A 12,618-nucleotide genomic window follows, 5' to 3' on the forward strand; every position below is an offset into this window, starting at 1 on the left:
CGTCCTTACCACTCACGAGGGGCGCGCTGCCGTCGCTAGGATGATCACGATGTCCGCCGAACTCGTGCCCGCCTCCCCGGAACCGCCGACTACCAGGCTGCCGGAGACCAGGCCCGAGAACCGGCGCCAGATCCTCGCCGAAGCCGTCGCGCTGCTGCCCGCGCTACCTCCCGCCGACCCGCTCGACCGGTACGCGATCCGGCACATCACCACGCTCTGGCTCGAGACCGACAAGACCGACCACACCCGCCGCGCCTACTACGCCGACCTGTCGGCCTGGCTCGGCTGGTGTGCCCGAACCGGACTCGACCCGCTCATGGCCCGCCGCGCCGACGTCGACGCCTGGAAGAACACCCTCACCGTCACGGGGAAGGACGGCCTGCCCCGGCCCGCCGCCGACTCCACCGTCGCGCGCACCCTCGCCGGCATCTCCAGCTGGTACCGGTACCTGCAGTCCAACGACATCGCCGACCGCAACCCGGTCTCCGCGGTCAACCGGCCCAAGACCGGCAAGACCCCGCCGCTGCCCGCGCTCGGCGGCGAGTCGACGGCGAAACTGCTGAACCACATGGAGAACCGGGCCCGCGCCAACGACACCGAACCGTCCTGGCGCGACGCCGCCGTCGTCGCGATCCTGTTCTACACCGGCCTGCGGGTCTCCGGCCTGACCACCGCCACCGTGCAGGACCTCGACACTGACTCCGGACACACGATCCTGCGCTACACCGCCAAAGGCGGCCACCGCGACTTCGTCCCGCTCGTCCCCGCCGCCCAGCACCCGCTGCGCCGCTACCTCGAGCTGCGCGCCGCCCGCACCGGCGTCCGCCCCGACGAACTGACCGGCCCACTGCTCGCGACCATGCCCCACCGCTACGACGGCACCAAATCCGGCGGAAAACCGTTGGCGCAACGGGATGTCTGGTTCCTCCTGCGGACACAGGCCCGCGCCGCCGGGCTCGCCGAAGCGAACACCATCTCCCCGCACACCGCGCGGCGCACCACCGGAACCCTGTTGCTGGCCAACGACGTCCCGGTGCAGAAGGTCCAGGACCTCCTGGGCCACGCCGACATCCGCACCACCCGCGACCGCTACGACGCGCATCGCCACAAGCTGGAGACCTCGCCCGTGCACGCGCTCGCGCAACTGCTCGCCGACGCGCGGCACCGTCAGAGCTGAGCCTGTCCCAGCTGGGACTTCGTCGCCCCGATCACGACACCGTCGACCCGCGCGAGCCAGCTCCCGCACAGACATCGGACGTACTCCAGCCTCCCTTGGGAGACCCGCTGGGCCGTTGTCACGCTTCCAGGCAGTTCGGCCAGCGGCCACCCACACCGCGGGCACTTGTTCGCTTCCATGCCCCGATCGTGCTGTAATGAGTCAATGCACTTCAACCCTTACGGCGGAGCGGCGGCGCAGATCGCCGCCGAGCTGGTCAACCTGGGCGACGCCGCCGACCCGGCCACCCTGACCGCGATCTTCCGGGACCGCATGACCGTCGCCGCCGTACAGGACCACGAATCGGCCGAAATCATCGCCTGGACCAGGAGGCTCCGGCGCGTCTTCGAAGCGGACCCGGCCACACGCGTCGACCTGGTCAACGCACTGCTCCACGACTCCGCGTCCAAGCCGTACATCTCCACCCACGACGGCAAAGCGCCCCACCTGCACTACGTCGACGCACAGGCCGGCACCACGCCCCGGGTCCGGGCCTACACCGCCGGCGGACTCGCACATCTCGTCTGCGACGCCCCGGACCGCTTCGGCGTCTGCTCACGCGAGGGCTGCGAAACCGTCTACGTCGACGTCTCCCGCAATGGCCGCCGCCGATTCTGCTCGACCCGGTGCGCGACCAGGGTCCACGTCGCCGACCACCGGAACCGGCAGGCGAGCTAGATCGCGTACCGCCACGCCGTCAGGGCATGCGCCGAGAACCACGCACCCAGCACCACCCACGCCACCGCGGCCACCACCGCCGTGACCGTCCGCCGCTTCGACAACCCGATCGCGATCGGGATCAGCACCGGGAAAGCGGGCAGGATGAACCGGATCTTCGCATCCGGCAGCCCCCGCGTGCCGATCGCCAGCAACAGCACCCCGGTCCCGTAGAACGTCAGCGGCCACGGCACCCGGATGAACGCCGCCACCAGCACCAGCGCCACCGCGCCCAGCAGCAACAGCACCGTCAGCGTGCTGAACACCGACTCGTCCCCGGTCAACCGCGTCAGCACCGAATCCACGGTCTCCGCACCGAAGTCGAACTCGGTGTTCCAGCCCCGCAACTCGATGTCCTGCCAGCCGGTCCAACTACCCGTCCGGTACGCGACGAACCCCAGATACCCAGCCACCCCCAACGGCGCGACCGCCGCCCCCGCCAGCGCCCACCAGCGCTTCTCGGTACGCCGGAAGAACGCGATCAACGCCGCCACGAAGACCACCGCGACCAGCACCACCGCCGTCGACCTCGACAACCCGGCCGCGAAAGCACACAGACCGGCCAGCAACCAGCGCCGCTCCAGCGCACCCACCAGCGCCCACACCGCGAACGCGCAGAACACCGCTTCCGTGTAAGCCATCGAGAACACGATCGCCATCGGCGCCCCGGCCCACAACGCCACCAGCAACAACCCTGTCCGGTCACCCCGATCCGGTGACACCGCCCGCCCGATCCGGACCAGCCCGCACGCGAGCACCAGACCGGCCAGCACCGACACCGTCAGCGCCGCCGTCACGACATCGGTCCCCAGCCACATCACCGCACCGACGAGCTTCGGATACAGCGGGAAGAACGCCATCGGCGCGTCCGGATACGGCTGCCTCGCCGCGTCCAGAGTCCCCGGCAGATCCGCATACCCATGCACCGCCAGCCGCAGATACCACTGTCCGTCCCACGCGGTCAGCCGATCGGTCAGCGTGGCACCACGGCGGGCGGCCAGCAGGTCGAGCAACTGGACACTCGCCGTGCGGATCACGAGATACAGCAGGATCGCCCTCGGATAAGGCGACCGGGCCAGTCTGTCGAGAACTCTCTCGAACACCCACGCCGGACGCCCCTGCCGGGGCGCCTTATCGGGAGCGGCGGGCTGATCAAGGTCGTCGACTTCTCGGAGCACGCTCAGAGTGTCCACAATGTGAAGTCATCTCGCCGTTCGTTCTCGAAGATTCCCAGCTCGGCGCAGGTGGGAAAGGCCACAAACCAGGCTTGTGATCCCACCTCGATCTTGTGTTTCCCAGTGCGGGGCACCGCCTCCTACGTTCGAAGTCATGAGCGAACAGAACCTGAAGGGAACAGTGGCGATCATCGCCGGCGGCGCGAAGAACCTCGGCGGACTCCTGTCCGCCACACTCGGCGAGGCCGGCGCCAAGGTCGTCGTCCACTACCACGGCGACGCCTCCGCGGCCGACGCCGAGAAGACCGTCGAAGCCATCCGCGGCATCGGCTCCGAAGCCGTCGCCGTCCAAGGCGACCTGACCCGCCTCACCGACGTCCGCCGCCTCTTCGACATCGCCGTCGACACCTTCGGCGGCGCCGACATCGCGGTCAACACCACCGGCATGGTCCTGCGCAAACCGATCCTCGAAACCACTGAAGAGGACTACGACCGCATGTTCGCGGTCAACGCGAAAGCCGCCTACTTCTTCATCCAGGAAGCCGGACGACGCCTCTCCGACAACGGCAAGATCATCAGCCTGGGCACCTCACTGCTGGCGGCCTTCACCGACGGCTACGCCACCTACGCCGGCGGAAAAGCCCCGCTGGAGCACTTCACCAGGGCCGCCGCCAAGGAGTTCGCCGACCGCGGCATCTCGGTCAACGTCGTCGCACCCGGCCCGATGGACACCCCGTTCTTCTACCCGCAGGAAACCCCCGAACGGGTCGAATTCCACAAGTCGCAGGCGATGGGCGGACGGCTGACGAAGATCGAAGACATCGTGCCGATCATCCGGTTTCTGGCCACCGAAGGCGGCTGGTTCACCGGACAGACGCTGTTCCCGAACGGCGGCTACACCACACGCTGACCCCTACGCTGGCCAAGACGCCGTAGACCGAACACGAAAGGGCACCCCGGGGTGGGCCTGGACCTGTACAAGCTGAACCACCTCATCGCCGTCGCCGAAGAAGGCAGTTTCACCCGCGCGGCGGCCCGGCTCCACCTGAGTCAGCAGGCGCTGTCGACCTCGGTGCGCACGCTCGAGCGGGAAGTCGGCGTCGCCCTGTTCGAGCGGAGCGCCACCGGGGTCACCGTGCTCCCCGCCGGGCGGGCGCTGATCGCCGACGCCCGCCTCCTGCACGGCCTCGCCGACTCCGCCGTCCAGCGCGCCCGGCGTATCGGCCGGAGCGAACCGGAACGGCTCCGCGTCGGCCACACCCCCGCCGTCACTGGCGACGAGGTCACCGCCCTGCTGCGCAAACACCAGACGGACCCCGAGCTGATCATCGACGTCAACCAGCGCTACCCCGACGAACTCGTCACGCAACTGCTCGGCGGGCGACTGGACCTCGGCCTCGGCCGCGCGCTGACCCTCGCGCACGGCCTGGTCGGCACCACGTTGATCCGCCAGCGGCTGAACGTCGCGGTCGCCGAGGGCCACCGGCTCGCCGGACGCGAAGACCTCCGGTTGAGCGACCTCGACGGCGAAGAGATCACCGTCTGGGGACACCCCGGCCGGTCCGGATACACCGATCTGCTCGTCAACCTCTGCCGCGACGCGGGATTCGAGCCACGCGTCCGGCGCAATCCCATCCAGGGAACGCCACCGGTCACCGCGGTCCTCGACACCGAGGGTGTCGCCTTCGTGACCGCGCCACCCGGACCGGCGGCAGGCGGTGCCGTCCGTGTCATCGAACTGCGGCCTGCCGTGCACGTACCCTTGCAAGCGCTTTGGCCGCAGCACAGCACTTCCGACGCTCGCCAAGCCTTTCTCTCGTCCGCGCAAGGCTTCTAGCCGGGCAAGGCGTCGCCGCTTCGCCGATCGTGGTGGTCCAGCAGCTTCGACAGCAGCTCGGTGAACCGCTCTCGCTCGTCGGGTGAAAGCGGTGCCAGCAGTTCGTCCTGGCGTTCGGCCAGCTGCTTTTCCAGCCGCCGCAGCTGCCGCTTGCCCGCGGCGGTCAGCGAGATGACGTTACGTCGCCGATCGTCCGGATCGGGGGCGCGCTCGACCAGTTCGCGCTCGGCGAGCTCGTTGATCGCCGCGACCATCTCGCTGACGTGGATGCCGCTCCGACGGCCCAGCGTCGCCTGACTGGCGGGCCCGAACTCGTCCAACGTCGCCAGCACCCGGTAGTGGTAGCCGCGGGCGTCGACAGCGGAGAACCCATCGGTCACCAGGCGATGTGCGTGGTTCGCGGCCTGTGTGAGCAGCCAGCTGGGCAACTTTCGCCAGCCGCCACGCGGCTCCTCCGAGGGGTTCTCCATGTGACGAGTCTAACGAATCGTTGGGCGACCGAACGAATGAGATATCGTTGGGTGCGCAAACGTTTATGAGCCCAACGATTTTGGGAGTCCGGCGCCGTGATCAAGCCCTTTCACATCGACATCCCCCAGGCCGACCTCGACGACCTCGCCGACCGGCTGGCGCGTACCCGCTGGCCCAACGAGGTCGCCGACGCGGGCTGGGACTACGGATTCCCGCTCGCACGACTCAGAGAACTCGCCGAATACTGGCGAACCGGCTACGACTGGCGAGCCCACGAAGCCGAACTCAACGAGCTTCCGCACTTCACCACCGAGATCGAAGGTCAGAACATCCACTTCGTGCACGTCCGGTCCGCGAACCCGGACGCGCTCGCGCTGGTCCTCACCCACGGCTGGCCCGGCTCGTTCCTGGAGTTCCTCGACGTGATCGAGCCGCTGTCGCACGATTTCCACCTGGTGATCCCGTCCATCCCGGGCTACGGCTTCTCCGGCCCGACTCATGAGCGCGGTTGGAGCGTCGACCGGATCGCCCGGGCCTGGGCCGAACTGATGCGCCGCCTCGGCTACGAGCACTATGGGGCACAAGGCGGCGACTTCGGCTCGGGTATCTCGACGGCGCTCGGTGCGGTCGCACCCGAGCACGTCGTCGGAGTCCACGTGAACTACCTGCCGACCCGGCCGGATCCCGCCGTCGAGCTGTCCGAAGAGGACGAAGCTCGCCTGGAGAAGGCCAAGAAGCTGATGGCGAATCGTCCGCCGTATCAGGCCTTGCAGGCCGCCACCCCGCAGACCATCGGCTACGCGTTGACCGACTCGCCGGTCGGCCAGCTGGCTTGGATCGCCGAGCGCTTCGCGCAATGGACGGACCCGCGCTCCCCGGTCGGCGACGATCGGATGCTCACCGACGTCTCGCTGTACTGGCTGACCGCCACCGCGGCCTCGTCCGCACGACTGCACCACGACACCACCAGAGGAAACGCGCGATGCCGCGTCCCGCTCGGCGTGGCGGTGCTCCCGCACGACATCACGCAGTCGGTGCGACCGCTGGCCGAGCGGTTGTACGACATCAGGCACTGGTCGGAGTTCACACGTGGCGGCCACTTCGCCGCGATGGAGGTTCCGGACCTGCTCGCCGCGGACATCCGGGACTTCTTCCTCGGCCTCGTGAGTGGTGAGGACGGTTAGAACCGTCCTCACCACTCACGAGGCCCCGATCCTTCCGCCGCTCAGGTTGCCTTTGCAGAACCCCTCATGGCACTCAGTGCCAAACTGGGTCACGTCTCGTTCAAGGCGGCGTTGACCTTGGCGATGACGGCGTGCAGAGGCGTCGCCGTGGTCATCACCGCCACCACCGTCGTTTCGGCCGCGGCGTCTTCGGCCCTGAACGCGTCGATCACCAGCGCGAAGGCCTCCGCCGCGCTGGCGGCGATGTCGTCCTGCCCACCACTGCGCAGCCAGCGCCGGAGCACGTGATTGTTGGCGGCCGCGATCGCCGCGGCGGCCACGGCCGCCCGCAGACTCGCCGTCTCGTCGCCCTGCTCGGTGAACCGCGCCCGCAGGTAGCGGGCGAGTACGCGCTGATAGCGGTCGACGGTCGCGACTTCCTTGTCCCGCAACGAAGGCACCGTCCGCGTCAGCGTGAACCGCTTGAGCGACACGTCGAGTTCCGCGGCGTAGGAGTCGAGGACCAGGCCGACGGCGGCGCAAGCCACCTCCACCGGATCACGATCCGGGTCCGCGGCGGCGAACGTCTCCTCCATCTCGGCCACGATCTCGTCGTGGTTGGCGAAGAGCACGTCGTCCTTGGCGTCGAAGTACCGGAAGAACGTCCGGCGGCCCACGCCCGCGGCGGCCGCGATCTCGTCCACCGTGGTGGCCTCATAACCCTTGGCCACAAACAGGTCGACGGCCGCCGCGGCGAGCGCGCGGCGCAGACGGCGCCTGCCCGCGGGGGTCGCACCGGCTCTGGTCACCGGCGCTCGGCGCGACGAATCGGTCATAGCGGGAAGGTAGCAGTCACTTGCTAGTGGCACTGAGTGCCGTTAGGCTGGGCGGAGTCCTCGGGGAATCGTGTCCCCCTCCACCGCTCGGAAGGCGCCGACGATGTCGCTGGACCACCAAGTGCTTCCGATCGAGTCACGCTCGTCACGGGATTCGATCCGCCCCCGCGGCGAAGCCTTCTACGGCCGTCTCTTCGGCTGGTCGCTGAAATGGCGGGGCTCGCAACCGTTCCTGGTGCTGGAGGGCGGGATCTGCGCGGTGACCCTGCCGAAGATCAACGGGGCGCAGGTCCTCACCCGGCTCGCCGAGACCGGATGCGAAGGTCCCGCCATGGCGATGTTGACCCAGCAGGGCCCGCGCGTGGCCATCCTCGCGGAGACCGACGGGCTGATTCCTCCTCGGATATCCCTCCCGCAGCACGTCGAAGTACTCGCCTGGGGAGCGCTGCTTCCCTTGCCCGCCGACTCCGGACGCGCCGAGGCCGACGCGGAATGGCTCTCGGCACCGGATACCCGGCAGCGGTGGCTTCCCAGCCTGGACGCCGTCCTAGCGGGCGTCCGGCCGAGGTAGCGCTCACGGTTCATGCCGCCACCGAGGCCTGTTCGGAAACGAGCAGAAGTACCGCGAAAAGCGACGCCGGCAAAGCGAAGTCCAGCGCGATCGCGAACGAACGACGCCGTCTTCGGCGAGAGTGGCAGCACCGTGAAGGGCGGACAAGAACTCCGGCTATTGTCGGCGCATAACTACCAGCCGCGTTGATACTTCACGGGGTTCGATTGTCACGGCCGTGCGGTCAGTGCGGGGCCGATCCAGCGGCGGACCAGGGCGCGCAGCTGCTCGTCGGTGTGGGCCGGCGTCGAGGGGTACTGCAGGAACGACAGGAACAGCCGCATCAGCATTTCGGCGAGGCCCTCGAAGTCCTCGTCGGTCGTGACGCCCACCGCGGCCCAGTCGACCGGCACGTTCCGGAGGATCCGCGCGCCGAGGGCGAACGACCGCGAAGAAGTGACCGCGACGGTGAAGACGTCGGCCTCGCCCGCTTTCAGAAGCAGTCCCAAGTACGGCTCGTCGGGGACCACCCGCACGCCGAACACCACGGATTCCACCGCGACCTCGGCGGCGTCGCCGAACGTGGCCAGATGCCGTTCCATCCGCCCGGCGAACTCCTCGACCCGGTCCAGCGCGACCGCGCTGAGGATGTCGGCGAGGCTCGGGAAGTAGCGATAGACGGTCTGCCGGGTCACGCCCGCTTCCGTGGCGACGTCGGAGAGGCTGGTCTTGGCGAGACCGACCCGGTCGATGCAGGCCGTCGCCGCCTCGACGATCCGGCGGCGCGCCTCGCGCTCGGTTCCGGGCGGGTTCCCCCGCCATCCGTGATGCCCCATGCGCCTCATCTTCCCCGAACGGAGAATCTCAGACGGTGGCAGGTGCCGAACGGCGCACGCGGTACAGCGCGGCCGGTATCAGGCCGGCGGCCACGAAACAGGCCAGTGCGTAGGGCCCGTTCCCGATCGGGGTGCCGTCTCCGGTGACACCGTCCACGGCGGAGAGGTGGCCCGGCAAGGCGCCCAGCCAGAACACGGCCATCGCGCCCAGGTAGACACCGGGATAGAACCGGGCGAAGGCCGTCAAAGGCTCTCCGGGACCTCGGTGCCGGACGAGAATCCAGATTCCCGCCAGCCACAGCAGGACCAGTTCGGCGCCGAGAACCCAAGCTTGCGCGGTCACATTCCCGCCGAAGACGCTCGACGGGAGCCCGGCGATCGCCATGCTCGGCGGCGTGAGGACACCGGCCACCACGATGCGCGCCACCAGTGACCACCCGCGCCGCGATCCGCCTGTCAACCGCACCACCAGATAGGTCATGGCGCCCATCGAAACCGAGGCGAAGAGCAGCATGCTGTTCATGGGCACCGAATCCAGCGCCGGATGATTGACGATCCGGTTGTTCCCGTTCCAGGCCCACCACTTCAACTGCGGGCCAAGATGGTCGAAGATCTCATAGAACACCTGACAGGCGAAGGCGACCGCCACCGACCCGATCAGCGCGCCCCGGGCGCGGAAGATCCCCAGCGACCGGACGAGCTCGTAGGCGAGCTGGCTGATCATCGGGTAGAACGCCACGATGTAGAGCGGCAGCCGGTCCCACATGAACTGCACGGTGAACCGGTTGTGGGCGAAGATGAAACCGTACTGCCGCTCGAGGCCGAACCACTCCGGGAAGTACAGGGGCGGTTCGATGACGAAGAGGTAGACCAGCGAAGCGCACCACAGCGCCAGATTCGTCGAGTCGCCTTGGCGGTGACGGCGGACCGCGTGCACCAGCGCGAACACGGCCCCACCGAGGACGAGCAGTTCCAGCAGCGGCATCGTCCAGTGAGCCGCCGCCCACGGTGGGCGGATCGAGAGCCACGGGGAAACATCGTGGCAGTCGAAGCCGAGTCCGCGGGTGATGGCTTCCGCGTCCGCCCCGCACACGGCGTTCATCGGGAGACCGCCGGTTTCGCGGCGCCGCCTTCCGGTGAGTAGTCCGTGACCGGCGGCTCGGCGCGGGCGTCGAAGTCGAACGGAACCCGGTGCCGCCCCAGCGCCGCCCGGATCCGGTAGCGCAGGAGCCCCGCGATCACCCGCGGGTTCGTCATCATGTCGCCCAGCGATTCGTCGAGGTTGAACACCTTCGCGAAGTGCTCGTCGACCACGTCGTCCTCACGGGCGGCGCCGACGATGAGCCTGAACGCCGGGCCGGACACCGCCGAGAGCAGGCGACGCTTCCACTCCCCCGCCTTCTCGGTGCCCACCGCGCAGGCGTAACCCTGGTCCCTCGCCATCGCCAGGCTCCACGGCACGTTGAGCAGCTTTCGTTGTGCCGCGAGGAATCGTGCGGAGAACTCCGTATCGAGACGCCCGGCGCGGGCGAGGTGCTTACGCAACAGCAACGCCGAACCCGCGGCGGAACTGATGCCCTGCGCGTAGAACGGGTTGAACGCGCAGATCGAGTCGCCCACGAACGCCAGGCGTTCCGGCGGGGTACGGAGACGGTCGTAGCGCCGCCACTTGTTGCCGGTCGAGCGGGTGAGATGCACCTCGGAGGCCGGGGTGGACCGGTCCATCGCGGCCGCGAACAACGGCGCCCTCACCCGGCGCGCCGACTCCACGAACGCCTCGGTGGTGCGCGGCATCTCGATGCCCCACGAACCCATGCACGCGATGACCCGGTTGCCCTCGATCGGGAAGAAGTTCACCAGGAACTCGTGCTCGTCCGGATGCGCGCCCTTGTCGGGGGTCGGCATGATCACCAGATGCCGCCACCACCAGGAAGGGGGCCGTTCCTCGGGTGACGGCAGGTCGTACCAGCGCGAGGTGTAGGTGACTTTGGCGTCGAGGGTCCGGACTTCGGGTTCGGGCCAGCCCGCCGCCACCAGCCAAGCGCCGACGGAGGAACCGCGGCCCATCGCGTCCACCACGAAGTCGGCGTCGACGTGCTCCTCGCCATCGCGAGCGGAGAAGCCGACGCCCGTGGCGACGCCGGCCCGTGTTGTCAGGCCGCTGACCGAGACGCCCTCACGGATCACGACGCCGGGCAGACCGCGGACCTTGTCGCGCAGCACGCGTTCGATGAGGATCCGTGAACCGTAGATCATCGTCATCGCACTGCGTTTCCGTGCCGACCAGCCCTTTCCGTCGAGATAGGCGGCATCCATGGAGGGCATCAGATGCAGTCCCCCGGCGGCGATGAGGTCGTCCTCGAATCCGGGGAACAGCGTGCCGATCGCGCGGCGGCCCGAATTCAGGAGGAAGTGCGGATGCTTGCTCTGCGGTACCCCGCGCCGGTGTTCGGCCTCGGCCGGAAGCTCGTCGCGTTCGAGCACCAGTACCCGGTCGAAGTACGGGGCGAGCGCGCCCGCGGTGCACAGGCCGGCGACGCTGCCGCCGAGGACGACGGCGGTCTTGCCGAGTCGCATACGGACCAACTCCCGGGATGTCATTCATACAGGTTGACACTATTCGTATGAATGTATGAACGACGTGGGAGGCTGTCAAGGAAACGACCCCGGACAGCACTGAGGGCCACCCGGATGCCGGGTGGCCCTCAGGACGGGTTCAGCAACCTTGACGGCCGCTTCCACCGCGTGGCACTTGGCGCCCCAGTTGAGATACCCCCTGGTCGACACGCAGAAGTTCGCGGTGCCGGTGACATCGACCGGGCACGCCTGACCGTGGGCGTACAAGGCTGGCTGACCTTCGCCGCCCGTCTCCTTGCACCGTCATCAGTCGTTGCAAGGAGACGGGCGCGTCCGAAGGTGTTCAGCGAGTGCGTGCCACCCCGGCCAAGCCACGCGAACGAGCGGCATCATCGTCGGCGCCCGCGGTATCGGGCCGCCATTGGGGCAGCCACACCAGACCCGGTTCGACCAGCTCCGAATCCCCGAAGAACTCGGCCACCTGCTCACGTGAGCGCATGATCGCGGCGTGGTTGGTCCGTCGCCCGTATTCCTCCGCCACCCGCTTGCCCGCGTTCTGCGTCTCGACGTCCTCGGGTGCGACGTGGATGTGCGACACCGCCAGAAAGCTGCCCGGCGGCAGCATCGCACGGTGGAAACCGAGCACGGCGTGCGGGTTCTGCTCGTCGGGCATGAAATGCAACAGCGCGACCAGCAGCAGCCCGATGGGCTGGGTGCGGTCGATCAGACCGGTATCCAGCACGCGTTCCCACAGCGGGCCCCGGTCGAAGAAGTCGGCATCCAGGGCGGCGTGCCTGTTCGGATCCGCGGTCTGCTCCAGCAAGACCTGCGCGTGCGCGCGGGCGATCGGCTCGTTGTCGATGTAGACCACCCGGCATTCACCCGGCGCCACCTCGTCGGCGACCTCGTGCACGTTGCCCTGCGTCGGCAAACCGGAGCCGATGTCCACGAACTGCCGGATCCCCTGCCCGACCATGTAACGGACGGCACGCCCGAGAAACGCCCGGTTCGCGCGGGCGAAGTCACGGATCTCCGGCAACACCGCGAGCTGTTTCTCGGCGAAAGCCTGATCGACGGCATAGTTGTGCGTCCCGCCGAGCAAGTAGTCGTACACCCGCCCCACCGAGACCTTGTCCACCGCCGCACTCAACCGTGCGACCTCATCCATGCTCATCCCGATCCCCAAGAACTCGTCGCAGGCGGCGCGTAAGTACCCGCACAGTACCGGAGACGACGTCCT

General features: G+C 68.5%; 14 protein-coding genes. 6 read left to right on the plus strand and 8 right to left on the minus strand.

Features of this window, described 5'->3' with window-relative positions; translation table 11 throughout:
- The first annotated feature begins 49 nt into the window (after positions 1 to 49).
- Positions 50 to 1,177, plus strand: coding sequence for a tyrosine-type recombinase/integrase (locus tag H074_RS32990; protein WP_161630714.1), 1,128 nt, complete (start codon positions 50 to 52; stop codon positions 1,175 to 1,177).
- Here the strand turns inward: H074_RS32990 and H074_RS32995 are convergent.
- Entirely contained in the window at positions 1,168 to 1,356 is a 189-nt protein-coding gene (locus H074_RS32995) for a hypothetical protein (RefSeq protein ID WP_039923916.1), read from the minus strand. The two genes, H074_RS32990 and H074_RS32995, sit on opposite strands and share 10 nt — an antisense overlap.
- Positions 1,357 to 1,381: 25 nt before the next feature.
- Between H074_RS32995 and H074_RS33000 the strand changes: the two genes are divergently transcribed.
- The gene (locus H074_RS33000; protein WP_007034432.1) at positions 1,382 to 1,894 is read left to right on the plus strand and encodes a CGNR zinc finger domain-containing protein; all 513 of its coding nucleotides are present in this window, start codon (positions 1,382 to 1,384) and stop codon (positions 1,892 to 1,894) included.
- Here H074_RS33000 and H074_RS33005 read toward each other — a convergent pair.
- The gene (locus H074_RS33005) at positions 1,891 to 3,111 is read right to left on the minus strand and encodes a hypothetical protein (protein WP_235096935.1); all 1,221 of its coding nucleotides are present in this window, start codon (positions 3,109 to 3,111) and stop codon (positions 1,891 to 1,893) included. The genes H074_RS33000 and H074_RS33005 overlap by 4 nt on opposite strands.
- A 151-nt stretch (positions 3,112 to 3,262) precedes the next feature.
- Between H074_RS33005 and H074_RS33010 the strand changes: the two genes are divergently transcribed.
- Both H074_RS33010 and H074_RS33015 read left to right on the plus strand, forming a co-directional pair.
- Positions 3,263 to 4,018: an SDR family oxidoreductase gene (locus tag H074_RS33010; protein WP_007034434.1), complete on the plus strand. Its 756-nt coding sequence runs from the start codon at positions 3,263 to 3,265 to the stop codon at positions 4,016 to 4,018.
- Positions 4,019 to 4,069: 51 nt separating this feature from the next.
- On the plus strand, positions 4,070 to 4,945 hold the full coding sequence (locus tag H074_RS33015; RefSeq protein ID WP_007034435.1) for a LysR family transcriptional regulator: 876 nt from the start codon (positions 4,070 to 4,072) through the stop codon (positions 4,943 to 4,945).
- On the opposite strand, the gene H074_RS33020 is transcribed toward H074_RS33015, so the two are convergent.
- Positions 4,942 to 5,415, minus strand: a complete 474-nt coding sequence (locus tag H074_RS33020) for a MarR family winged helix-turn-helix transcriptional regulator (protein ID WP_007034436.1) — start codon at positions 5,413 to 5,415, stop codon at positions 4,942 to 4,944. The genes H074_RS33015 and H074_RS33020 overlap by 4 nt on opposite strands.
- 96 nt (positions 5,416 to 5,511) lie before the next feature.
- Here H074_RS33020 and H074_RS33025 point away from each other — a divergent pair, with 96 nt between their 5' ends.
- Entirely contained in the window at positions 5,512 to 6,600 is a 1,089-nt protein-coding gene (locus H074_RS33025; protein ID WP_007034437.1) for an epoxide hydrolase family protein, read from the plus strand.
- Between the two features lie 89 nt (positions 6,601 to 6,689).
- On the opposite strand, the gene H074_RS33030 is transcribed toward H074_RS33025, so the two are convergent.
- The gene (locus tag H074_RS33030) at positions 6,690 to 7,415 is read right to left on the minus strand and encodes a TetR family transcriptional regulator (protein ID WP_007034438.1); all 726 of its coding nucleotides are present in this window, start codon (positions 7,413 to 7,415) and stop codon (positions 6,690 to 6,692) included.
- 103 nt (positions 7,416 to 7,518) lie between these two features.
- Between H074_RS33030 and H074_RS33035 the strand changes: the two genes are divergently transcribed.
- Positions 7,519 to 7,986: a hypothetical protein gene (locus tag H074_RS33035; RefSeq protein WP_007034439.1), complete on the plus strand. Its 468-nt coding sequence runs from the start codon at positions 7,519 to 7,521 to the stop codon at positions 7,984 to 7,986.
- Between the two features lie 209 nt (positions 7,987 to 8,195).
- On the opposite strand, the gene H074_RS33040 is transcribed toward H074_RS33035, so the two are convergent.
- From H074_RS33040 to H074_RS33055, 4 genes are all read right to left on the minus strand, one after another.
- Entirely contained in the window at positions 8,196 to 8,801 is a 606-nt protein-coding gene (locus tag H074_RS33040) for a TetR/AcrR family transcriptional regulator (RefSeq protein ID WP_007034440.1), read from the minus strand.
- Positions 8,802 to 8,829: 28 nt separating this feature from the next.
- On the minus strand, positions 8,830 to 9,903 hold the full coding sequence (locus H074_RS33045; RefSeq protein ID WP_007034441.1) for a hypothetical protein: 1,074 nt from the start codon (positions 9,901 to 9,903) through the stop codon (positions 8,830 to 8,832).
- On the minus strand, positions 9,900 to 11,378 hold the full coding sequence (locus H074_RS33050) for an FAD-dependent oxidoreductase (RefSeq protein ID WP_007034442.1): 1,479 nt from the start codon (positions 11,376 to 11,378) through the stop codon (positions 9,900 to 9,902). Before H074_RS33050 ends, H074_RS33045 begins: the two co-directional genes overlap by 4 nt.
- Before the next feature lie 343 nt (positions 11,379 to 11,721).
- Complete coding sequence (locus H074_RS33055) at positions 11,722 to 12,546, minus strand: SAM-dependent methyltransferase (protein WP_007034443.1); 825 nt, start codon at positions 12,544 to 12,546, stop codon at positions 11,722 to 11,724.
- Positions 12,547 to 12,618: the final 72 nt, after the last annotated feature.

It is taken from the genome of Amycolatopsis decaplanina DSM 44594, from assembly GCF_000342005.1.
GTDB classification, from domain to species: domain Bacteria; phylum Actinomycetota; class Actinomycetes; order Mycobacteriales; family Pseudonocardiaceae; genus Amycolatopsis; species Amycolatopsis decaplanina.

What these genes read in the sequence shown, in the direction of transcription:
- H074_RS33010 (WP_007034434.1), top strand. Translation starts at nt 3,263, where the DNA reads ATGAGCGAACAGAACCTGAAGGGAACAGTGGCGATCATCGCCGGCGGC.
- H074_RS33050 (WP_007034442.1), bottom strand. Translation starts at nt 11,378, where the DNA reads ATGCGACTCGGCAAGACCGCCGTCGTCCTCGGCGGCAGCGTCGCCGGC.
- H074_RS33055 (WP_007034443.1), bottom strand. Translation starts at nt 12,546, where the DNA reads ATGGATGAGGTCGCACGGTTGAGTGCGGCGGTGGACAAGGTCTCGGTG.
- H074_RS32995 (WP_039923916.1), bottom strand. Translation starts at nt 1,356, where the DNA reads ATGGAAGCGAACAAGTGCCCGCGGTGTGGGTGGCCGCTGGCCGAACTG.
- H074_RS33045 (WP_007034441.1), bottom strand. Translation starts at nt 9,903, where the DNA reads ATGAACGCCGTGTGCGGGGCGGACGCGGAAGCCATCACCCGCGGACTC.
- H074_RS33030 (WP_007034438.1), bottom strand. Translation starts at nt 7,415, where the DNA reads ATGACCGATTCGTCGCGCCGAGCGCCGGTGACCAGAGCCGGTGCGACC.
- H074_RS33000 (WP_007034432.1), top strand. Translation starts at nt 1,382, where the DNA reads ATGCACTTCAACCCTTACGGCGGAGCGGCGGCGCAGATCGCCGCCGAG.
- H074_RS33040 (WP_007034440.1), bottom strand. Translation starts at nt 8,801, where the DNA reads ATGGGGCATCACGGATGGCGGGGGAACCCGCCCGGAACCGAGCGCGAG.
- H074_RS32990 (WP_161630714.1), top strand. Translation starts at nt 50, where the DNA reads ATGTCCGCCGAACTCGTGCCCGCCTCCCCGGAACCGCCGACTACCAGG.
- H074_RS33020 (WP_007034436.1), bottom strand. Translation starts at nt 5,415, where the DNA reads ATGGAGAACCCCTCGGAGGAGCCGCGTGGCGGCTGGCGAAAGTTGCCC.
- H074_RS33035 (WP_007034439.1), top strand. Translation starts at nt 7,519, where the DNA reads ATGTCGCTGGACCACCAAGTGCTTCCGATCGAGTCACGCTCGTCACGG.